The sequence below is a fragment of the Variovorax sp. UC122_21 genome (assembly GCF_044056785.1).
Taxonomy (GTDB): Bacteria; Pseudomonadota; Gammaproteobacteria; order Burkholderiales; family Burkholderiaceae_C; genus Variovorax.
Genome location: NZ_CP172004.1, coordinates 486,184 through 505,978 on the forward strand (window position 1 = coordinate 486,184; position 19,795 = coordinate 505,978).

The window sequence follows — 19,795 nt, forward strand, 5'->3', positions numbered from 1 at the left end:
CCTCATGGACCGCCGTACCCTCCTTGCCACGCTCGCCTCGGGCGCCGCCGTGGCCGCCGCGCCCTTCGCCCGTGCGCAGGACTATCCCTCGCAACTGATCCGCTGGGTGGTGCCCTATCCCGCGGGCGGCGGCACCGACGTGATCGCGCGCGCGCTGGCCGAGGCCATGCGCCAGACGCTGGGCCAGCAGATCGTGATCGACAACCGCCCCGGCGCCTCGACCAACATCGGCGCCGACATGGTCGCCAAGAGCAAGCCCGACGGCTACACCGTGCTGTCGGCCGACAACGCGGTACTGGCCTTCAACGAGCACCTGTTCGGCAAGCTGCCCTTCAACCCCGAGAAGGACTTCAGCTACATCGGCGCGATCGGCAAGTTCCCGCTGGCGCTGGTGGTGCACCCGGACTTCCCGGCCAAGAACTTCAAGGAGTTCCTGGCCTACGTGAAGGCCAACCCGGGCAAGGTCAACTACGCCTCGCCGGGCAACGGCTCGCCGCACCACCTGGCGATGGAGATGTTCAAGGTGCGCACCGGCACCTTCATCACCCACATCCCCTACCGCGGCGCCGCGCCGGCCATGGCCGACGTGATGGGCGGCCAGGTGCCGTGCATGTTCCTCGACCTGGCCTCGGGCCTGTCGATCATGAAGGGCAACAAGGTGCGCGTGCTGGCCATCGGCTCGGGCGCGCGCAGCAAGCTGCTGCCCGAGGTGCCGACGCTGGCCGAGGTGGGCGTGTCGAACTCCGAGGTGTTCGCGTTCCAGGGCGTGCTCGGCCCGGCCGGCCTGCCCGCGGCGGTGGTGAACAAGCTCAACGGCGACCTCAACCGCGCCTTCGGCAATCCGCAGGTGCAGAAGCGCTTCGAAGACTTCGGCATGGAAGCCATGCCCGGCACGCCGGCCCAGTTCGCGGCGCTGTCGCGCGCGGAGTCGAAGCGCTGGGGCCCGATCATCAAGCAGGCAGGCATCAAGCTCGACTGATCGCCCCGGAGGGCGGCTCTCAGCGCGCGTAGGCCTTGCGCGAGCCGTCCTCGAACACCTCGTCGTCGCGCACCAGCTCGCCGTTCTCGTCCCAGCTGCGCTCGCGCGTGACGCGGCCGCGCGCGTCGAAGCTCGATTCGGCGACCAGCGCGCCCTTCTCGTCGAAGCGCTGGTGCGTGCCCTGCGGCAGCTGCCGCGCGCCGCGCCCGCCCACGAGGTAGCGGCCCAGCGCGGCGCGCTGGCCGTTGTCGTGGAACTCGGTGACCAGCACCGTGCGCGCGCTGCCCGTGCCGCCGTAGACCGACCTGGTGTGCGGCTGGCCGTTGAGGTAGTAGCTGTCGTCGCCGATCGGCTCGCCGGCGCTGTTCCAGCGCTGGTCGCGCACCAGCGTGCCGCGCTCGGAGAACTCCTGGTCGCGCAGGCGGATCGCCGAGCGCGCCGCCCCCAGCAGCGAGACGGTCTCGCGGCGCTTCACGCCCTCGGACGAGAACTGGCGCTCGGTGCGCTGGTTGCCGCTGATCTCGTCGAGCAGCGAGGGCTTGCCGTTGTCGTAGAAATCCTGCGTGCGCACGCGCTTGCCGGCCAGGTAGGACTGGCGCGAGCGCAGGGTGCCGCGCGCGTCGAACAGCTCGACCTGCGAGGGCGTGCCGCCGAAGCCGCACAGCCGCGCGTCGTCGGCCGCGGGCGCCAGTACCGGCGCGTTGCCGCAGCGCAGCGCCGAGAGCTGGCCGCGTTCGGTGAACTCGGCCGAGGCCCGGTCGCCGCCCTGGTCGGGATAGAAGCTGGCGCGGCGCAGCTTGCCGCCCGGATAGAAGCTGCGCACCAGGCCGCGTTCCTGGCCGTCGTCGTAGGTGGCCTCGCGCAGCACCTGGCCGTCGGGCGCGAACTCGCGCGCCGGGCCTTGCATGTTGCCCTTGGCGTTGAGCGTGTGCTCCTTCGCGAGCCGGCCGTTCTCGTAGACGCGCACCAGGCCCATGAAGACGCCGTTCTGGATCTGCTCCTCGCGCAGCAGCTGGCCGCTGCCGCGGTCCTTGCAGCGCAGCAAGCCGGTCTTGCGCGCGGTCTCGTTGCCGTTGGCGGGGTTGACCGGCTGGCCGTTGAGTTCGCAGTCCTGCGCCGCGCGCGCGGCGGCAGTGCCCACCAGCAGCGGCAGGGCCAGCGCCGCGGCCAGGGCCAGCCGCGCCGCGAGCCGCGGAACATCGACCGGCCGGACCGGAGCGTGGGTCACTTGTCGTAAAGCGCGTCGAGCGAGCGGAAGCCCTTTGCCTCGATCGGATTGCCGAAGGGGTCGCAGAAGAACATGGTCCACTGCTCGCCCGGCTGTCCTTCGAAACGCACCTGGGGCTTCAGCACGAAGTCGGTGCCGGCGGCCTCGAGCCGCGCGGCCAGTGCCTGCCAGTCGGGCAGGGCCAGCACGATGCCGAAATGCGGCATCGGCACCATCGCGTCGCCGACGCGACCGGTGCGCGTGGTGGCGAAGGGTTCGCCCAGATGCAGCGAGATCTGGTGGCCGAAAAAGTCGAAATCGACCCAGGTGTCGGTGCTGCGGCCTTCGGTGCAGCCGAGGGCCTCGCCATAGAAGCGGCGTGCGGTGTCGAGGTCGCGCACGTGGAAGGCGAGATGGAAGATGCTCTGCATGTTCCGGATTATGGGCAGCGGTGCTGTTGTAATGCCGGACTTTCTTTCTTCATGGAGCGAGCCTTGCGGATACTCCGGGCACTGGTTGCACCGAGGCGCGAAATCGACAAGCCGGCCGATCGGTCGGCACGGCGCATGCGCCTGGTCTCCTCTTCTTTCCTCTCCTCCTTCCGTTTCTCCTTCTCCTGGGCGCGTGGCGCGCTGCCGGCCCTGGTCGGCGCCTGCTGCGCGCTGGCCGGCGTGGCGGCGCAGGCGGCCTGCCCGCCCTCGGCCATCGGCAGCCTCGAGCGCTCGCGCAGTTCGAGCGACCAGCGCAGCGGCGCCGACCGCGGCCTGCTGTGGCGCATCGAGAAGGACGGCCGCACCTCGTGGCTGTACGGCACCATCCACCTCGGGCGCGCGCCCTGGCTGCGCCCCGGCCCGACCGTGCAGCGCGCGCTCGGCCAGAGCGACGCGCTGGCGCTCGAGATCGACGTGCGCGATCCCACCGCGATGAAACCGCTGACCCAGCCGGCCGACCCGGCGCTGATCGCGCGGCTGCTCAGCGGCGAGCGCGCGCGGCGGCTGGCGCGGCAGAACGAGATCGCCTGCGTGACGCCGGGCGCCAACGCGGCGCTGCAGCCGATCCTGCAGGTGACGGCGCTGACCGGCCTGGCCGGGCGGGCCGACGGCCTCTATCCCGACTTCGGCATCGACGAGATGCTGGCCGTGTGGGCGCGCAACGCCAACAAGCCGGTGTTCGCGCTCGAGAACCCGGCGGCCCAGCTCGAGATGCTGACCGGCGGCTCCGAGGAGGAGGAGGCGGCGCAGATCGATTCGGCGCTCGACGAACTCGAATCGGGCCAGCTGCGCACCCAGCTCAAGGAACTGGCCGACGCCTGGGCGCGCGGCGACCTCGCGCGGCTCGCGCGCTACCCCGAGTGGTGCGACTGCATGCGCACGCCGGCCGAGCAGCGGCTGATGACGCGGCTGCTCGACGACCGCAACCCGATCCTGGCGACCGGCATCGCGCGCATGCACGACGGCGGCCAGCGCGTGTTCGCGGCCGTGGGCGCGCTGCACATGATCGGCGCCCAGGGCCTGCCGACCCTGCTGGCGGCGCGCGGCTTCACGGTGACCGAGGTGCTGCCGGGCGAGCGCGGCACGCTGCCCACCGCGGCCGAGGAGCCCGAGGCCGAAGCCGCGGCGGCACCGCCCGTGCGCTCGGCGCGCGCCGCGCGCGGCGGCCGCTCGGCCAAGGCCGCGCCGGTTCGCGGCAAGGCGGGCGCGCGCGCGGCGGCGCCGGCCAAGGGCGGCAAGGCGGCGCCGAAGGGCGCCAAGCCGGCGGCCAAGGCACCGGCCAGGTCGACGGCCAAGCCGGCCGCGAAGGCGCCGGCCAAGCCCGCCGCGTCCAAAACGCGCCGATAATCGCGCCCGCCATGCACCTGATGCGCCGCCACACCCGCTTCCTCGGCCTCGCCGGCCGCTGGGTGCTGCTGTGGTTCGCGCTCTCGCTGGGCGCGGCCATCGCCTCGCCGCTCGTGCATCCGCAGGCGATCGAGCTGGTCTGCTCGAGCGCCGGCGCCGTCAAGGCGGTGGTCCACACCGAGGACGGCGTGCAGGAAATGGGCGTCTCGCACATGGACTGCCCGCTGTGCGTGCTGACCGGCGCGCCGCCGCCGGTGCCGCCGGTCGCCAGCCTCGACCTTCCCCTGCCGCTGGGGCGCGTGCTCCAGCCGATTCCCGCCGCGCGCCTGGCCGCGGCCACCGCGGCGCCGCTGCCCGCGCGCGGACCGCCTTCGCGCTCCTGAAACCCTCGAGTCCATGACTGGATGCGCCCGTTCGACGGGCGTCTCCGGTCCTTCCTGGCCAGCGTTTCGTGGAGCAGCCTCCCTGTGAACAAGCATTCCCGCGCCGTGGCGATCGCCATGGCATTCCCGCTGGGCGCCTCGCTCGGCGCGCCCGCCTGGGCGCAACCCGCGTCGGCGTCTGATAGCGCCGGTGCCGAGCGCGCGCTCGGCGCCATCACCGTCACCGGCGGCCGGCCGACCTCGCTGCCGGCGCAGATCCCGACCACCATCGAAGGCACGACGCACGCGCAGATCGTCGAGACGGTGAACGCCACCGACAGCGAGGACGCGCTCAAGTACCTGCCGAGCCTGGTCGTGCGCAAGCGCTACATCGGCGACTTCAACCACGCGGTGCTGGCCACGCGCGCCTCGGGCACCGGCAACAGCGCGCGCTCGATGGTCTATGCCGACGGCATCATGCTGTCGAACCCGCTGGGCAACGGCGCCACCTACGCGCCGCGCTGGGGCATGGTCTCGCCCGAGGAGATCGAGCGCGTCGACGTGCTGTACGGGCCGTTCTCGGCCGCCTACCCCGGCAACTCGGTGGGCGCGGTGGTCGATTACGTGACGCGCATGCCCGAGAAGTTCGAGGCCCACGTGAAGCTCAGCGGCTTCGTCTCGAACTTCGACCTCTACAACAGCCATTCCTCGCCGGCCGGCCAGCAGCTCGACCTGTCGCTGGGCAGCCGCAGCGGCGACTGGTCGTGGTGGCTCAGCGCCTCGCGCACGCAGAGCAAGGGCCAGGCGCTGGTGTTCGGCAACCGCCTGCTGAGCGCGGGCACGCTCGGCAATGCGGGCACACCGGTCACCGGCGCGGTGCTGGGGCTCAATCCGTCGAACCAGCCCTGGTGGCTGGTCGGCGGCGCGACGATCTACGACACCACGCAGGAACAGGCCAAGCTCAAGCTGGCCTACGACTTCTCGCCCACGGTGCGCGCCACCTACACGCTGGGCGCCTGGAACAACACCACGCACGGCAGCGTCGACACCTGGCTGCGCGATCCGCTGGGCCTGCCGGTCTACGGCGGGCGGGTCAACATCGCCGGGCGCAGCTACAACCTCGACGCACCCAGCGGCGCGCTGGTGCCGACCGAGACCCGGCTCACCCACTACATGCACGGCCTCTCGGTCAAGAGCCACAGCGGCGGCGTGTTCGACTGGGAAGTGGCGGCCAGCCTGTTCGACTACGCGAGCGACACCTCGCGCACGCCGACCACGCCGCTGCCCGGCGCCTTCCTCGGCGGGCCGGGCCGCACCACCGACATGGGCGGCAGCGGCTGGCACACCTTCAAGGCCGCGGGCACCTGGCGGCCCACCGGCTCGGCCGAGGGCGTGGGCGCGCACGTGGTCGACTTCGGCTTCCAGCAGGACGCGGCCAGGCTGCGCACCAGCGTCGGCACCACCGTCGACTGGATCGGCGGCCCGCCGGTCACGCCGTTCTCGGCCTTCAACGGCAACACCCGGCTGCAGTCGCTCTACCTGCAGGACACCTGGCGCTTCGCGCGCGACTGGAAGACCACGCTGGGCCTGCGCCACGAGCGCTGGGAGGCCTGGGGCGGCCAGCTCGGCAACGCGACCCGGCTGCTCGACTTCGCGCCGCGCAGGAACAGCTACGACTCGCCCAAGGCCGCGATCGCCTGGCAGGCCACCTCCGACTGGCTGTTCAAGGCCTCGACCGGCCGCGCGGTGCGCATGCCGACCGTGAGCGAGCTCTACCAGGGCTCGATCGACGGCAACCGCATCGTCAACACCGACCCCAACCTGCGGCCCGAGCGCTCGTGGACCACCGAGCTCAGCGCCGAGCGCGGCCTCGACGGCTGGGGGCTCGACGGCGTGCTGCGCACCACGCTGTTCTTCGAGCGCACGAAGGACGCGCTCTACAGCCAGGCGCTGACGAACCTCGTGAGCACGGTGCAGAACGTCGATGCCATCCGTACCCGCGGGCTCGAGGTGGCGCTGAACGCCACCGACGTCGGCATCCGCGGCCTCGACCTCGGCGGCAGCCTCACGCTCGCGAACTCGAAGATCACGGCCAACCGCGGCTTTCCGGCCAGCGTCGGCCAGCAGCAGCCGCGCGTGCCCAAGGTGCGCGCCACCCTGCTGGCCACCTACCGGCCCGACGCCAACTGGAGCTACACCCTGGGCATGCGCTACAGCGGCAAGCAGTACGGCACGCTCGACAACAGCGACCCGAACGGCTTCGCCTACATGGGCTTCTCGAAGTTCTTCGTGGCCGACCTGCGCGTGCGCTACCGCATCGACCGCCAATGGAGCGCATCCTTCGGCATCGACAACCTGAACAACAACAAGTACTGGGCCTTCCACCCCTATCCGCAGCGCACCTACGTGGGCGAACTCAAGTTCGACCTCTGACGCCTGCCCTGTCCTTCACCGTCTTTCCTCAAGGAGTACCCCTCATGAACCGTCACCTCACCCTGCGCACCGTCGCCGCCGCCGTCCTGCTGGCCGGCAGCGCCGCCGCCGTGCTGGCCCATGTCACCTTGCCGCCCGGCGGCGTCACCGTGGGCAGCGACTACGACGCCGCCTTCCGCGTCGGCCATGCCTGCGAGGGCGCCAAGGCCACCACCGGGCTGGCGGTGAAGCTGCCGCCGGGCTTCGTGCTGAGCGAGGCGCAGGCGCGCAAGGGCTGGAAGCTCGATGTGCAGAAGGGCGCTGGCGGCGAGGTGCGCTGGACCGCCGAGAACGCGCAGGCCGCGCTGCCCGGCACCGAGAAGGCCGAGTTCGTGGTGCGCGGCAGGGCGCCGGCCACGCCGGGCACGCTGTGGTTCAAGGTGCTGCAGACCTGCGACGTGGGCAGCGCCGACTGGGCCGAGGTGCCGGCCTCGGGCAAGTCCACCGCGGGCCTGAAGCGCCCGGCCGCCAAGCTGGACGTGGTGGCGCAGGGCGTGGCCACGGTCGACGTGCGCGACGGCTGGGTCCGTCAGTCGGTGCCGGGCCAGAGCGGCACCGGCGCCTTCATGAAGCTGACTTCGCCCACGGGCACGAAGCTCGTGAGCATCTCCACGCCCGCGGCCGGCGTGGCCGAGGTGCACGAGATGAAGATGGAAGGCGACACCATGAAGATGCGCGAGCTGAGCGCCGGGCTCGACCTGCCGGCCGGCCAGACGGTGGAACTGAAGCCGGGGCGGCTTCCACGTCATGCTGATGGACCTGAAGGGCGCGGTTGCCAAGGGCACGAACGTGCCGCTGACCCTGAAGTTCGAGGACGCGAAGGGCGTGAAGACCACGCTCGACGTCACGCTGCCCGTGGGTGCGCCGGCCGGTGCCGACGCGGGCGGGGCCGCGCATCAGCACAAGCACTGACGCGGTTGAAGCGGTCGAAGTGGCGTCGGACTAGAGCAACTGGTCTGGCGCCAGCGGCCCGAAGAGCTTGAGCAGCAGGCGCAGGCTCAGGCTGGCATCGGGCTCGGTCCGGCTGTCGGGCAGGCCGCTGCCCTCGGGCGCGTGCCAGACCAGCGAACCGTCGACGAGCTCGACGTGCCACGCGCGCTCGCGCAGTCCGCGCTCGATCTGCTCGGCCGCCAGGCCCGACAGCTCGCCGCTGCGGATCAGCAGCGCGATCTCGGTGTTCTGCAGTTGCGAGCGCAGGTCCAGGTTCATCGAGCCGACCACCAGCAGCCGGCCGTCCATCACCAGCACCTTCGAATGCAGCATCGCGCGCGACTCGCCGGTCACGCTGCTGCCGCCGGTCGAGCCGGTGGAGCCGCCGAAGGCGCTGCCCAGGCCGGCCTGCTCGCTGCGCAGCTCGTACAGGCCGATGCCCATCTTCAGCAGCTCCTCGCGATGGCGTGCGTAGCCGACGTGGGCCACCGGCGCATCGTTCGAGGCCAGCGAGTTGGTCAGCACCCGGATGCGCACGCCGCGCGCGCGGGCGGCGGCGAAAGCCTGCTTCATGTCGGCGCCGGGCACGAAGTAGGGCGAGATGATCAGCAGGTCGGAGCGCGCCTGGCCGATGAGCTGCAGCAGCCCCTCGACCACCGTCTCGCTGCCGGCCGCCAAGTCCGAATCGGCCGTGAGCGCGGCCGCGCTGCGCGAGACCCTGGCTTTGTCCTCGGGCTGGCTCACCACCAGGCCGGGCGCGCGGGCACCGTCAGGGCCTCCGGGCACGTCGGCCGGGATCTTGCCGGGCTGGTCGGCCAGCATCGCGGCCGGTGCCCAGACGAAGCGCGCGCTGCGCAGGTCGAGCGGCTTCTCGTCCCAGGCGCGCGCGCGCTGCGCGGCGGTGGGCGGCCCGTCGGGGCGGGGCTCGCCGTCGGGCGGCTTGGGCTGATCGCCGGAGGTCGCCGGGGCGGCGTCGGCGTCGCGCGCGCGGGCCGATTCCTCGGCCAGCTCCCGGTCGGTCTGGCGCGCACGGTCGCGGATCGCCTGCAGCTCCTCGCGCGAGACCAGCGACTGCGCCGGATAGGCGCGCTCGTTGTTCCAGTAGCTGTCGAAGCTGCGCGAGAGGTCCTGCACGATCGGGCCGGCCGCGAGCACGTCGACATCGATGAAGTTGCCGTTGAGCGAGTTGCCGAAGTAGGCGTCGCCGAGGTTGCGCCCGCCGGTCACGCCCAGCACGTTGTCGGCCAGGAACAGCTTGTTGTGCATGCGCTGCTGGATGCGCGAGGCGTCGCCGGCCGAGTTCAGCAGCCGGCTGAAGGTCGAGCCGCGCGCGCCCGCGAGCGGGTTGAACAGCCGCAGCTCGATGTTCGGCACGAAGGCCAGGCCCAGCACCAGCGCGTCGCGGCCGGTGCTGTGGAAGTCGTCGAGCAGGATGCGCACCCGCACGCCGCGCTCGGCCGCGGCGCGCAGGCCGCGCACCAGGCGCCCCGGTGCTGGCGTCGACGTGGATGGCGTAGTACTGGAGGTCCAGCGTCTTCTGGGCGCCGTCGATCAGCGCCAGCCGGCTGCCGTAGGCCGCCTGCGGGCCCGCGAGCAGCAGGAACCCCGATTCGTAGCGCGCCGCGTCGGCCCGGCGGCGCTCCTGGACCAGCGTGGCGAGCGGCGTGCCGGCCGGGGAGGCCAGCGCGGTGGACACCGGGCGGTCCACGTTCTGGGGCAGTTGGGCGCAGGCGCCGAGGACGAGCAGCAGGGCCGCCGCCATCGATCGGCCGAGGAACGCTGGAATGAACGGCATGCGGTGGACTCCCCCGGCGCTTTCTGTTGTCTGGATTGGGTGGGAGCCGCATGTATAGCCGAGGTCGCGGCCGCCCGGCGTCGGACGGCAGGCGGACTCAGCGGCTCGCGCCCAATTCCTCCTGCCGTTCCATCGCGCTCAGCAGTTCGTCGTCGATCTGGGTATGGCGCGCGGCCAGCTCGGTGGCGCGCGAGGCATCGGTGGCGTAGATCGCGCCGCCGTCGAGCGCGAGGATCTCCGCGATGCGCTTCTGCTCGCTTTCCAGCGATTCGATCAGCGCGGGGAGGGCGTCGAACTCGCGCTGTTCCTTGTAGCTGAGCTTCTTGCGCGATGCGCTGGCGGGGGCTGGTGCCGCGCTGGCGGCGGGCGGCGGGGCGCCACGGCGGGCGTGGCGGTCGCGGCCAGGCGCTGCTCGGCGATCTCGCGCGCGCGGCGGGACTGGATCAGCCAGTCCTGCACGCTGCCCTCGTACTCGCGCCAGCGGCCGTCGCCCTCGTAGGCGATGGTGCTGGTCACACGTTGTCGAGGAAGGTGCGGTCATGGCTCACGAGGAACACCGTGCCGTCGTAGTCCTGCAGCAGGCCTTCGAGCAGCTCCAGGGTGTCGATGTCGAGGTCGTTGGTCGGTTCGTCGAGCACCAGCACGTTGGCCGGGCGGGCGAACAGGCGCGCCAGCAGCAGCCGGTTGCGCTCGCCGCCGCTCAGCGAGCGCACCGGGGAGTTGGCGCGCGCGGGGGAGAACAGGAAGTCCGACAGGTAGCTCTTGACGTGCTTGCGCTGGCTGCCGATCTCGATCCATTCGCTGCCGGGGCTGATGAAGTCCTCGAGCGTGGCGTCGAGGTCGAGCTTGTCGCGCATCTGGTCGAAGTAGGCGACCTCGAGGTTGGTGCCGCGGCGGATCTTGCCGCTGTCGGTTCGAGCTCGCCGAGGATCAGCTTGAGCAGCGTGGTCTTGCCCGGCGCCGTCGGGGCCGAGCAGGCCGATCTTGTCGCCGCGCAGGATGGTGCCGCTGAAGTTGCGGATCACGGTCTTCTCGCCGAAGGACTTGGAAGCCTCGGTCAGCTCGGCCACGATCTTGCCGCTGGCCTGGCCGGTGGCCACGTCCATGTTGACGCTGCCCTGAACTTCGCGGCGGGCGCTGCGGTTGGCGCGCAGCGCCCTCGAGGCGGCCGATGCGGCTCTGGCTGCGGGTGCGGCGGGCCTCGACGCCCTTGCGGATCCAGACCTCCTCCTGCGCCAGCAGCTTGTCGGCCTTGGCGTTGATCACCGCCTCCTGGGCCAGCTGCTCTTCCTTCTGGAGCAGGTACTGCTCGAAGTTGCCGGGGTAGGAGCCGAGCTTGCCGCGGTCGAGCTCCACGATGCGGGTGGCGACTCGGTTGAGGAAGCTGCGGTCGTGGGTCACGGTGACCACGCTGCCCTTGAAGTCGATCAGCAGCTGTTCGAGCCACTCGATGGAGTCGAGGTCCAGGTGGTTGGTGGGCTCGTCGAGCAGGAGCACGTCGGGCGCCGCGACCAGGGCCTGTGCCAGGGCGACCCGCTTGCGGGTACCGCCGACAGGTTGCCGACGCGGGCATTGCGGTCCAGATGGAGGCGGTGCAGCGTCTCTTCGACGCGCTGCTCCCAGTTCCAGGCATCGAAGGCCTCGATTTGGGACTGGAGTGCGTCCAGGTCCAGGCCGTCCGCGCCCGACAGATAGAGGTCGCGCACGGCGATCACCTCGGACAGGCCGGCACTGGCGGCGGTGAACACGTCGGCCTCCATGTCCAGGGCGGGTTCCTGTGCCACATAGGAGACGCGCAGGTGCTGCTGGTATTGGAGGGCGCCGTCGTCGGGCTTCTCCAGCCCCCCCAGTATCTTGAGCAGGGAGGACTTCCCCGCGCCATTGCGGCCGATCAGGCCGATGCGCTCCGATTCGAGCAGAGAGAAGTCCGTGTGATCGAGCAGCGGGACGTGACCGAACGCCAATTGGGCGTCGAGGAGTGTGATGAGTGCCATGTGGGGCGGATTATCCGAGGAGCCTGTCTGCCTGCGGCAGCGCGTAGCGCTGCCGCAGGCAGGAAAGCCGGGGCGGTCGATTTGTCGGCGGCGCTCTTGCAGGGCCGAATAAATGGCATATACTCGCTGGCTCGGCTGACGATGCGGCAACGCAAATCAGGTCGACAGGCCCGAAGGCGAAAGCCGAGGGCAGGTTGATGAAGCAGTCGAAAAAAACTTCTCTCGAAGTTGACGCATGTTGAGAAATCTGTGCATAATCGAGGGCTTCGCTGACTGGCTTCGGCGGTGATGACGAAAGTCATCGGGTTGGAGTCAAGCGGTGAAGAGGGTGAAAAAAGTTTTGACGGTTCTTTAAAAATCGTGTTAGACTACAAGGCTTCGCTGATCGCAGCGAGCAAGACGAAGTAAACGACAAGTTGCTTCGGTGATCGTTAAAAAATTACAGCCGATAAGCGTGGGCGTTTGAAGGTAATTGCGTAAGTTCTTCGGAACAAGTCGCAAGACTTAAAACGCTCATGAGAATAGAAGTGAAGTTCACTTCAATTCCGTTTTGCTGAGTTTTGCCTGATTGTGAGATCAGGCGCAAATCAAGATCGAACTATAGAGTTTGATCCTGGCTCAGATTGAACGCTGGCGGCATGCCTTACACATGCAAGTCGAACGGCAGCGCGGGAGCAATCCTGGCGGCGAGTGGCGAACGGGTGAGTAATACATCGGAACGTGCCCAATCGTGGGGGATAACGCAGCGAAAGCTGTGCTAATACCGCATACGATCTACGGATGAAAGCAGGGGATCGCAAGACCTTGCGCGAATGGAGCGGCCGATGGCAGATTAGGTAGTTGGTGAGGTAAAGGCTCACCAAGCCTTCCATCTGTAGCTGGTCTGAGAGGACGACCAGCCACACTGGGACTGAGACACGGCCCAGACTCCTACGGGAGGCAGCAGTGGGGAATTTTGGACAATGGGCGCAAGCCTGATCCAGCCATGCCGCGTGCAGGATGAAGGCCTTCGGGTTGTAAACTGCTTTTGTACGGAACGAAACGGCCTTTTCTAATAAAGAAGGCTAATGACGGTACCGTAAGAATAAGCACCGGCTAACTACGTGCCAGCAGCCGCGGTAATACGTAGGGTGCAAGCGTTAATCGGAATTACTGGGCGTAAAGCGTGCGCAGGCGGTAATGTAAGACAGTTGTGAAATCCCCGGGCTCAACCTGGGAACTGCATCTGTGACTGCATTGCTGGAGTACGGCAGAGGGGGATGGAATTCCGCGTGTAGCAGTGAAATGCGTAGATATGCGGAGGAACACCGATGGCGAAGGCAATCCCCTGGGCCTGTACTGACGCTCATGCACGAAAGCGTGGGGGAGCAAACAGGATTAGATACCCTGGTAGTCCACGCCCTAAACGATGTCAACTGGTTGTTGGGAATTCACTTTCTCAGTAACGAAGCTAACGCGTGAAGTTGACCGCCTGGGGAGTACGGCCGCAAGGTTGAAACTCAAAGGAATTGACGGGACCCGCACAAGCGGTGGATGATGTGGTTTAATTCGATGCAACGCGAAAAACCTTACCCACCTTTGACATGTACGGAATTCGCCAGAGATGGCTTAGTGCTCGAAAGAGAACCGTAACACAGGTGCTGCATGGCTGTCGTCAGCTCGTGTCGTGAGATGTTGGGTTAAGTCCCGCAACCAGCGCAACCCTTGTCATTAGTTGCTACATTTAGTTGGGCACTCTAATGAGACTGCCGGTGACAAACCGGAGGAAGGTGGGGATGACGTCAAGTCCTCATGGCCCTTATAGGTGGGGCTACACACGTCATACAATGGCTGGTACAAAGGGTTGCCAACCCGCGAGGGGGAGCTAATCCCATAAAACCAGTCGTAGTCCGGATCGCAGTCTGCAACTCGACTGCGTGAAGTCGGAATCGCTAGTAATCGTGGATCAGAATGTCACGGTGAATACGTTCCCGGGTCTTGTACACACCGCCCGTCACACCATGGGAGCGGGTTCTGCCAGAAGTAGTTAGCTTAACCGCAAGGAGGGCGATTACCACGGCAGGGTTCGTGACTGGGGTGAAGTCGTAACAAGGTAGCCGTATCGGAAGGTGCGGCTGGATCACCTCCTTTCTGGAAACAAGCAATTTAATTTAAACGCCCACACTTATCGGTTGTTGGAAGAAGTCGGTTGTCTTCGATTTTGAAGGCGATTGGCGAATGGGTCTGTAGCTCAGCTGGTTAGAGCACCGTCTTGATAAGGCGGGGGTCGTTGGTTCGAGCCCAACTAGACCCACCAAATCTTCTGATACCTCGTGTGAGAGAAAACTGAGGGATTTGGGGGATTAGCTCAGCTGGGAGAGCACCTGCTTTGCAAGCAGGGTCGTCGGTTCGATCCCGTCATCCTCCACCACAACCAATCATCGGTTCCCCTCGGAACGTTTCAACACCAAAGCGGCTTCCTGCGTAGGCATGAGGCTTCTTTGTTGTTGATCGGGATCTCCTGATCAATCGGCTGTTCTTTAAAAATTCATAGAGTTGAATCAGCGTTGCTGACGGAAAGAGCTTCATGGCTCACCGTGCCGTCAGCAACTTGAATTTTTGATTGCGTCAATATGAACTTCAATTTCGAGTCAAATCGATTTATGAAGACGGCATAACGCGCCAGGTGAAAGACCTGGCAATTCCTTGATCCACTTTGGTTTCTGTGAAGAAACGTCAAAGTTATAGGGTCAAGTGAATAAGAGCACGTGGTGGATGCCTTGGCGATGATAGGCGACGAAGGACGTGATAGCCTGCGATAAGCTTCGGGGAGCTGGCAAATTAGCTTTGATCCGGAGATTTCCGAATGGGGAAACCCACCGAAAAGGTATCGCATGATGAATACATAGTCATGCGAGGCGAACCGGGTGAACTGAAACATCTCAGTAGCTCGAGGAAAAGACATCAACCGAGATTCCGAAAGTAGTGGCGAGCGAAATCGGAAGAGCCTGCTAGTGATAGCACAAGACTTATCAGAACGGCTTGGAAAGGCCGGCCATAGTGGGTGACAGCCCCGTACGTTAAAAGACTTGTGTGGTACTGAGCTAGCGAAAAGTAGGGCGGGGACACGTGTAATCCTGTCTGAATATGGGGGGACCATCCTCCAAGGCTAAATACTCATCATCGACCGATAGTGAACTAGTACCGTGAGGGAAAGGCGAAAAGAACCCCGGGAGGGGAGTGAAATAGATCCTGAAACCGCGTGCTTACAAAAGTAGGAGCCCGCAAGGGTGACTGCGTACCTTTTGTATAACGGGTCAGCGACTTACATTCAGTGGCAAGGTTAACCGAATAGGGAAGCCGTAGAGAAATCGAGTCCGAATAGGGCGATCAGTCGCTGGGTGTAGACCCGAAACCAAGTGATCTATCCATGGCCAGGATGAAGGTGCCGTAACAGGTACTGGAGGTCCGAACCGACTAGCGTTGCAAAACTAGCGGATGAGCTGTGGATAGGGGTGAAAGGCTAACAAACTTGGAAATAGCTGGTTCTCTCCGAAAACTATTTAGGTAGTGCCTCAAGTATTACCTTCGGGGGTAGAGCACTGTTTTGGCTAGGGGGTCATGGCGACTTACCAAACGAAGGCAAACTCCGAATACCGAAGAGTACAGCTTGGGAGACAGAGCACCGGGCGCTAACGTCCGGACTCAAGAGGGAAACAACCCAGACCGCCAGCTAAGGTCCCTAAAATTGGCTAAGTGGAAACGAAGTGGGAAGGCTAAAACAGTCAGGATGTTGGCTTAGAAGCAGCCATCATTTAAAGAAAGCGTAATAGCTCACTGATCGAGTCGTCCTGCGCGGAAGATGTAACGGGGCTAGCCAGTTACCGAAGCTGCGGATTTGCAATTTATTGCAAGTGGTAGGAGAGCGTTCTGTAAGCCTGTGAAGGTGCGTTGTAAAGCGTGCTGGAGGTATCAGAAGTGCGAATGCTGACATGAGTAGCGTTAAAGGGGGTGAAAGCCCCCTCGCCGTAAGCGCAAGGTTTTCTACGCAACGTTCATCGGCGTAGAGTGAGTCGGCCCCTAAGGCGAGGCAGAGATGCGTAGCTGATGGAAACAGGTCAATATTCCTGTACCGTTATACAGTGCGATGTGGGGACGGATCTTAATAGGTCATCCGGGTGTTGGATATCCCGGTTTAGTTGGATGTAGGCGTGCATTAGGCAAATCCGGTGCACATATACCGAGGCCAACGATCGAGCGAGCTTGCTCGCGAAGTGACTGAACGAGGTTCCAGGAAAAGCCACTAAGCTTCAGCTGTATACGACCGTACCGCAAACCGACACTGGTGCGCGAGATGAGTATTCTAAGGCGCTTGAGAGAACTCAGGAGAAGGAACTCGGCAAATTGACACCGTAACTTCGGAAGAAGGTGTGCCCTATTAGTGTGAAGTGAACAACGGAGCATGAATGGGTTGCAAAAAATCGGTGGCTGCGACTGTTTATTAAAAACACAGCACTCTGCAAACACGAAAGTGGACGTATAGGGTGTGACGCCTGCCCGGTGCTGGAAGATTAAATGATGGGGTGCAAGCTCTTGATTGAAGTCCCAGTAAACGGCGGCCGTAACTATAACGGTCCTAAGGTAGCGAAATTCCTTGTCGGGTAAGTTCCGACCTGCACGAATGGCGTAACGATGGCCACACTGTCTCCTCCTGAGACTCAGCGAAGTTGAAATGTTTGTGATGATGCAATCTCCCCGCGGAAAGACGGAAAGACCCCATGAACCTTTACTGTAGCTTTGTATTGGACTTTGAACAGATCTGTGTAGGATAGGTGGGAGGCTTTGAAGCAGGGTCGCTAGATCTTGTGGAGCCAACGTTGAAATACCACCCTGGTGTGTTTGAGGTTCTAACCTAGGTCCATTATCTGGATCGGGGACAGTGCATGGTAGGCAGTTTGACTGGGGCGGTCTCCTCCCAAAGCGTAACGGAGGAGTTCGAAGGTACGCTAGTTACGGTCGGACATCGTGACGATAGTGCAATGGCATAAGCGTGCTTAACTGCGAGACTGACAAGTCGAGCAGATGCGAAAGCAGGACATAGTGATCCGGTGGTTCTGTATGGAAGGGCCATCGCTCAACGGATAAAAGGTACTCTGGGGATAACAGGCTGATACCGCCCAAGAGTTCATATCGACGGCGGTGTTTGGCACCTCGATGTCGGCTCATCTCATCCTGGGGCTGTAGCCGGTCCCAAGGGTATGGCTGTTCGCCATTTAAAGAGGTACGTGAGCTGGGTTTAAAACGTCGTGAGACAGTTTGGTCCCTATCTTCCGTGGGCGCTGCAGATTTGAGGAAGCCTGCTCCTAGTACGAGAGGACCGGAGTGGACACACCTCTGGTGTATCGGTTGTCACGCCAGTGGCATTGCCGAGTAGCTAAGTGTGGAAGAGATAACCGCTGAAAGCATCTAAGCGGGAAACTCGTTTCAAGATGAGATCTGCCGGGGCCTCGAGCCCCCTGAAGAGTCGTTCAAGACCAGGACGTTGATAGGTCAGGTGTGGAAGCGCAGTAATGCGTTAAGCTAACTGATACTAATTGCTCGTGCGGCTTGACCCTATAACTTTGATCAGTCAGATCAAGGTGTTATGCCAAGTTGACGCATTCAAAATACATTCAAATAACGCCACCGCGCGTGCTGATTCAAAACTCTATGAATTCGCTTGGTTGATCACGTGATCAGCCGGGCAACCGTTTAATGCCTGATGACCATAGCGAGTTGGTACCACTCCTTCCCATCCCGAACAGGACAGTGAAACGACTCAGCGCCGATGATAGTGCGGGTTCCCGTGTGAAAGTAGGTCATCGTCAGGCTCTTACAGCCCGGAAAGGCCCAACACAGTGTGTTGGGCCTTTCTTATTTATGTGAGCACCTCATAAGTGCGAGCAAGACAAGCGAAGCAGTCGGCACTATGCAGGCTGTCAGCGCTGCCGGCAGCGAGTCTTCGGGCGAGCTGCAGACAGGTCGAAAAAACTTCTCTCGAAGTTGACGCATGTTGAGAAATCTGTGCATAATCGAGGGCTTCGCTGACAGGCTTCGGCGGTGATGACGGAAGTCATCGAGTTGGGGTCAAGCGGTGAAGAGGATGAAAAAAGTTTTGACGGTTCTTTAAAAACCGTGTTAGACTACAAGGCTTCGCTGATCGCAGCGAGCAAGACGAAGTAAACGACAAGTTGCTTCGGTGATCGTTAAAAAATTACAGCCGATAAGCGTGGGCGTTTGAAGGTAATTGCGTAAGTTCTTCGGAACAAGTCGCAAGACTTAAAACGCTCATGAGAATAGAAGTGAAGTTCACTTCAATTCCGTTTTGTGAGTTTTGCCTGATTGTGAGATCAGGCGCAAATCAAGATCGAACTATAGAGTTTGATCCTGGCTCAGATTGAACGCTGGCGGCATGCCTTACACATGCAAGTCGAACGGCAGCGCGGGAGCAATCCTGGCGGCGAGTGGCGAACGGGTGAAGTAATACATCGGAACGTGCCCAATCGTGGGGGATAACGCAGCGAAAGCTGTGCTAATACCGCATACGATCTACGGATGAAAGCAGGGGATCGCAAGACCTTGCGCGAATGGAGCGGCCGATGGCAGATTAGGTAGTTGGTGAGGTAAAGGCTCACCAAGCCTTCGATCTGTAGCTGGTCTGAGAGGACGACCAGCCACACTGGGACTGAGACACGGCCCAGACTCCTACGGGAGGCAGCAGTGGGGAATTTTGGACAATGGGCGCAAGCCTGATCCAGCCATGCCGCGTGCAGGATGAAGGCCTTCGGGTTGTAAACTGCTTTTGTACGGAACGAAACGGCCTTTTCTAATAAAGAAGGCTAATGACGGTACCGTAAGAATAAGCACCGGCTAACTACGTGCCAGCAGCCGCGGTAATACGTAGGGTGCAAGCGTTAATCGGAATTACTGGGCGTAAAGCGTGCGCAGGCGGTAATGTAAGACAGTTGTGAAATCCCCGGGCTCAACCTGGGAACTGCATCTGTGACTGCATTGCTGGAGTACGGCAGAGGGGGATGGAATTCCGCGTGTAGCAGTGAAATGCGTAGATATGCGGAGGAACACCGATGGCGAAGGCAATCCCCTGGGCCTGTACTGACGCTCATGCACGAAAGCGTGGGGAGCAAACAGGATTAGATACCCTGGTAGTCCACGCCCTAAACGATGTCAACTGGTTGTTGGGAATTCACTTTCTCAGTAACGAAGCTAACGCGTGAAGTTGACCGCCTGGGGAGTACGGCCGCAAGGTTGAAACTCAAAGGAATTGACGGGGACCCGCACAAGCGGTGGATGATGTGGTTTAATTCGATGCAACGCGAAAAACCTTACCCACCTTTGACATGTACGGAATTCGCCAGAGATGGCTTAGTGCTCGAAAGAGAACCGTAACACAGGTGCTGCATGGCTGTCGTCAGCTCGTGTCGTGAGATGTTGGGTTAAGTCCCGCAACGAGCGCAACCCTTGTCATTAGTTGCTACATTTAGTTGGGCACTCTAATGAGACTGCCGGTGACAAACCGGAGGAAGGTGGGGATGACGTCAAGTCCTCATGGCCCTTATAGGTGGGGCTACACACGTCATACAATGGCTGGTACAAAGGGTTGCCAACCCGCGAGGGGGAGCTAATCCCATAAAACCAGTCGTAGTCCGGATCGCAGTCTGCAACTCGACTGCGTGAAGTCGGAATCGCTAGTAATCGTGGATCAGAATGTCACGGTGAATACGTTCCCGGGTCTTGTACACACCGCCCGTCACACCATGGGAGCGGGTTCTGCCAGAAGTAGTTAGCTTAACCGCAAGGAGGGCGATTACCACGGCAGGGTTCGTGACTGGGGTGAAGTCGTAACAAGGTAGCCGTATCGGAAGGTGCGGCTGGATCACCTCCTTTCTGGAAACAAGCAATTTAATTTAAACGCCCACACTTATCGGTTGTTGGAAGAAGTCGGTTGTCTTCGATTCGAAGACGATTGGCGAATGGGTCTGTAGCTCAGCTGGTTAGAGCACCGTCTTGATAAGGCGGGGGTCGTTGGTTCGAGCCCAACTAGACCCACCAAATCTTCTGATACCTCGTGTGAGAGAAAACTGAGGGATTTGGGGGATTAGCTCAGCTGGGAGAGCACCTGCTTTGCAAGCAGGGGGTCGTCGGTTCGATCCCGTCATCCTCCACCACAACCAATCATCGG

10 protein-coding genes, 4 tRNA genes, 4 rRNA genes and 3 pseudogenes are annotated in these 19,795 nt (G+C 63.3%); 14 read left to right on the forward strand and 7 right to left on the reverse strand.

Annotated elements, in window-relative coordinates; genetic code table 11:
• The first annotated feature begins 4 nt into the window (after positions 1-4).
• On the forward strand, positions 5-979 hold the full coding sequence (locus ACHMXE_RS14505; RefSeq protein WP_203203062.1) for a tripartite tricarboxylate transporter substrate binding protein: 975 nt from the start codon (positions 5-7) through the stop codon (positions 977-979).
• A gap of 19 nt (positions 980-998) precedes the next feature.
• Here ACHMXE_RS14505 and ACHMXE_RS14510 read toward each other — a convergent pair whose 3' ends face one another.
• On the reverse strand, positions 999-2,207 hold the full coding sequence (locus ACHMXE_RS14510) for a hypothetical protein (RefSeq protein WP_395349885.1): 1,209 nt from the start codon (positions 2,205-2,207) through the stop codon (positions 999-1,001).
• The gene (locus ACHMXE_RS14515) at positions 2,204-2,617 is read right to left on the reverse strand and encodes a VOC family protein (protein ID WP_093356034.1); all 414 of its coding nucleotides are present in this window, start codon (positions 2,615-2,617) and stop codon (positions 2,204-2,206) included. The genes ACHMXE_RS14510 and ACHMXE_RS14515 overlap by 4 nt, the downstream gene beginning before the upstream one ends.
• 135 nt (positions 2,618-2,752) lie before the next feature.
• Here ACHMXE_RS14515 and ACHMXE_RS14520 point away from each other — a divergent pair, with 135 nt between their 5' ends.
• The 5 genes and pseudogenes from ACHMXE_RS14520 to ACHMXE_RS14540 all read left to right on the forward strand — a co-directional run bounded on the left by ACHMXE_RS14520 (position 2,753) and on the right by ACHMXE_RS14540 (position 7,770).
• Positions 2,753-4,024, forward strand: a complete 1,272-nt coding sequence (locus ACHMXE_RS14520) for a TraB/GumN family protein (RefSeq protein WP_395349887.1) — start codon at positions 2,753-2,755, stop codon at positions 4,022-4,024.
• An 11-nt stretch (positions 4,025-4,035) separates the two neighbouring features.
• Complete coding sequence (locus ACHMXE_RS14525) at positions 4,036-4,407, forward strand: DUF2946 family protein (protein ID WP_203203061.1); 372 nt, start codon at positions 4,036-4,038, stop codon at positions 4,405-4,407.
• Between the two features lie 117 nt (positions 4,408-4,524).
• Complete coding sequence (locus ACHMXE_RS14530) at positions 4,525-6,819, forward strand: TonB-dependent receptor (protein WP_395353088.1); 2,295 nt, start codon at positions 4,525-4,527, stop codon at positions 6,817-6,819.
• Between the two features lie 44 nt (positions 6,820-6,863).
• Positions 6,864-7,526, forward strand: a pseudogene (locus ACHMXE_RS14535) (DUF1775 domain-containing protein); the annotation flags it as partial.
• Positions 7,527-7,611: 85 nt separating this feature from the next.
• Positions 7,612-7,770: a hypothetical protein gene (locus ACHMXE_RS14540; RefSeq protein ID WP_395353090.1), complete on the forward strand. Its 159-nt coding sequence runs from the start codon at positions 7,612-7,614 to the stop codon at positions 7,768-7,770.
• A gap of 30 nt (positions 7,771-7,800) precedes the next feature.
• On the opposite strand, the pseudogene ACHMXE_RS14545 reads toward ACHMXE_RS14540, so the two are convergent.
• The 5 genes and pseudogenes from ACHMXE_RS14545 to ACHMXE_RS14565 all read right to left on the reverse strand — a co-directional run bounded on the left by ACHMXE_RS14545 (position 7,801) and on the right by ACHMXE_RS14565 (position 11,577).
• Positions 7,801-9,583: pseudogene (locus ACHMXE_RS14545) on the reverse strand (phospholipase D family protein).
• A 97-nt stretch (positions 9,584-9,680) separates the two neighbouring features.
• On the reverse strand, positions 9,681-10,124 hold the full coding sequence (locus ACHMXE_RS14550) for an ABC transporter C-terminal domain-containing protein (protein WP_395349889.1): 444 nt from the start codon (positions 10,122-10,124) through the stop codon (positions 9,681-9,683).
• A complete protein-coding gene (locus ACHMXE_RS14555) occupies positions 10,096-10,689 on the reverse strand; it encodes an ATP-binding cassette domain-containing protein (RefSeq protein WP_395349891.1) in 594 nt (197 codons plus the stop codon). The genes ACHMXE_RS14550 and ACHMXE_RS14555 overlap by 29 nt, the downstream gene beginning before the upstream one ends.
• A gap of 100 nt (positions 10,690-10,789) precedes the next feature.
• Positions 10,790-11,110: pseudogene (locus tag ACHMXE_RS14560) on the reverse strand (ABC transporter ATP-binding protein); the annotation flags it as partial.
• On the reverse strand, positions 11,011-11,577 hold the full coding sequence (locus ACHMXE_RS14565) for an ATP-binding cassette domain-containing protein (protein WP_395349893.1): 567 nt from the start codon (positions 11,575-11,577) through the stop codon (positions 11,011-11,013). The gene ACHMXE_RS14565 and the pseudogene ACHMXE_RS14560, both read right to left, overlap by 100 nt.
• A gap of 595 nt (positions 11,578-12,172) precedes the next feature.
• On the opposite strand from ACHMXE_RS14565, the gene ACHMXE_RS14570 reads away from it, so the two are divergent.
• From ACHMXE_RS14570 to ACHMXE_RS14605, 8 genes are all read left to right on the forward strand, one after another.
• A 16S ribosomal RNA gene (locus tag ACHMXE_RS14570) occupies positions 12,173-13,707 on the forward strand.
• Positions 13,708-13,796: 89 nt separating this feature from the next.
• Positions 13,797-13,873, forward strand: a tRNA-Ile gene (locus ACHMXE_RS14575).
• A gap of 40 nt (positions 13,874-13,913) precedes the next feature.
• Positions 13,914-13,987: transfer RNA gene (locus ACHMXE_RS14580), tRNA-Ala, on the forward strand.
• A gap of 317 nt (positions 13,988-14,304) precedes the next feature.
• Positions 14,305-17,171: ribosomal RNA gene (locus tag ACHMXE_RS14585) — 23S ribosomal RNA — on the forward strand.
• Positions 17,172-17,313: 142 nt separating this feature from the next.
• Positions 17,314-17,426, forward strand: a 5S ribosomal RNA gene (gene rrf / locus ACHMXE_RS14590).
• A 538-nt stretch (positions 17,427-17,964) separates the two neighbouring features.
• A 16S ribosomal RNA gene (locus tag ACHMXE_RS14595) occupies positions 17,965-19,500 on the forward strand.
• Together the 16S, 23S and 5S rRNA genes with 4 tRNA genes alongside form the textbook arrangement of a ribosomal RNA operon.
• A gap of 88 nt (positions 19,501-19,588) precedes the next feature.
• A tRNA-Ile gene (locus ACHMXE_RS14600) sits at positions 19,589-19,665 on the forward strand.
• 40 nt (positions 19,666-19,705) lie between these two features.
• A tRNA-Ala gene (locus ACHMXE_RS14605) sits at positions 19,706-19,781 on the forward strand.
• Positions 19,782-19,795: the final 14 nt, after the last annotated feature.

Excerpts from the sequence above, each read along its gene's own strand:
- ACHMXE_RS14505 (WP_203203062.1), top strand. The coding sequence starts at position 5 with ATGGACCGCCGTACCCTCCTTGCCACGCTCGCCTCGGGCGCCGCCGTG.
- ACHMXE_RS14515 (WP_093356034.1), bottom strand. The coding sequence starts at position 2,617 with ATGCAGAGCATCTTCCATCTCGCCTTCCACGTGCGCGACCTCGACACC.
- ACHMXE_RS14520 (WP_395349887.1), top strand. The coding sequence starts at position 2,753 with ATGCGCCTGGTCTCCTCTTCTTTCCTCTCCTCCTTCCGTTTCTCCTTC.
- ACHMXE_RS14525 (WP_203203061.1), top strand. The coding sequence starts at position 4,036 with ATGCACCTGATGCGCCGCCACACCCGCTTCCTCGGCCTCGCCGGCCGC.
- ACHMXE_RS14530 (WP_395353088.1), top strand. The coding sequence starts at position 4,525 with ATGGCATTCCCGCTGGGCGCCTCGCTCGGCGCGCCCGCCTGGGCGCAA.
- ACHMXE_RS14540 (WP_395353090.1), top strand. The coding sequence starts at position 7,612 with ATGGACCTGAAGGGCGCGGTTGCCAAGGGCACGAACGTGCCGCTGACC.
- ACHMXE_RS14550 (WP_395349889.1), bottom strand. The coding sequence starts at position 10,124 with ATGACCGCACCTTCCTCGACAACGTGTGACCAGCACCATCGCCTACGA.
- ACHMXE_RS14555 (WP_395349891.1), bottom strand. The coding sequence starts at position 10,689 with ATGGACGTGGCCACCGGCCAGGCCAGCGGCAAGATCGTGGCCGAGCTG.
- ACHMXE_RS14565 (WP_395349893.1), bottom strand. The coding sequence starts at position 11,577 with ATGGCACTCATCACACTCCTCGACGCCCAATTGGCGTTCGGTCACGTC.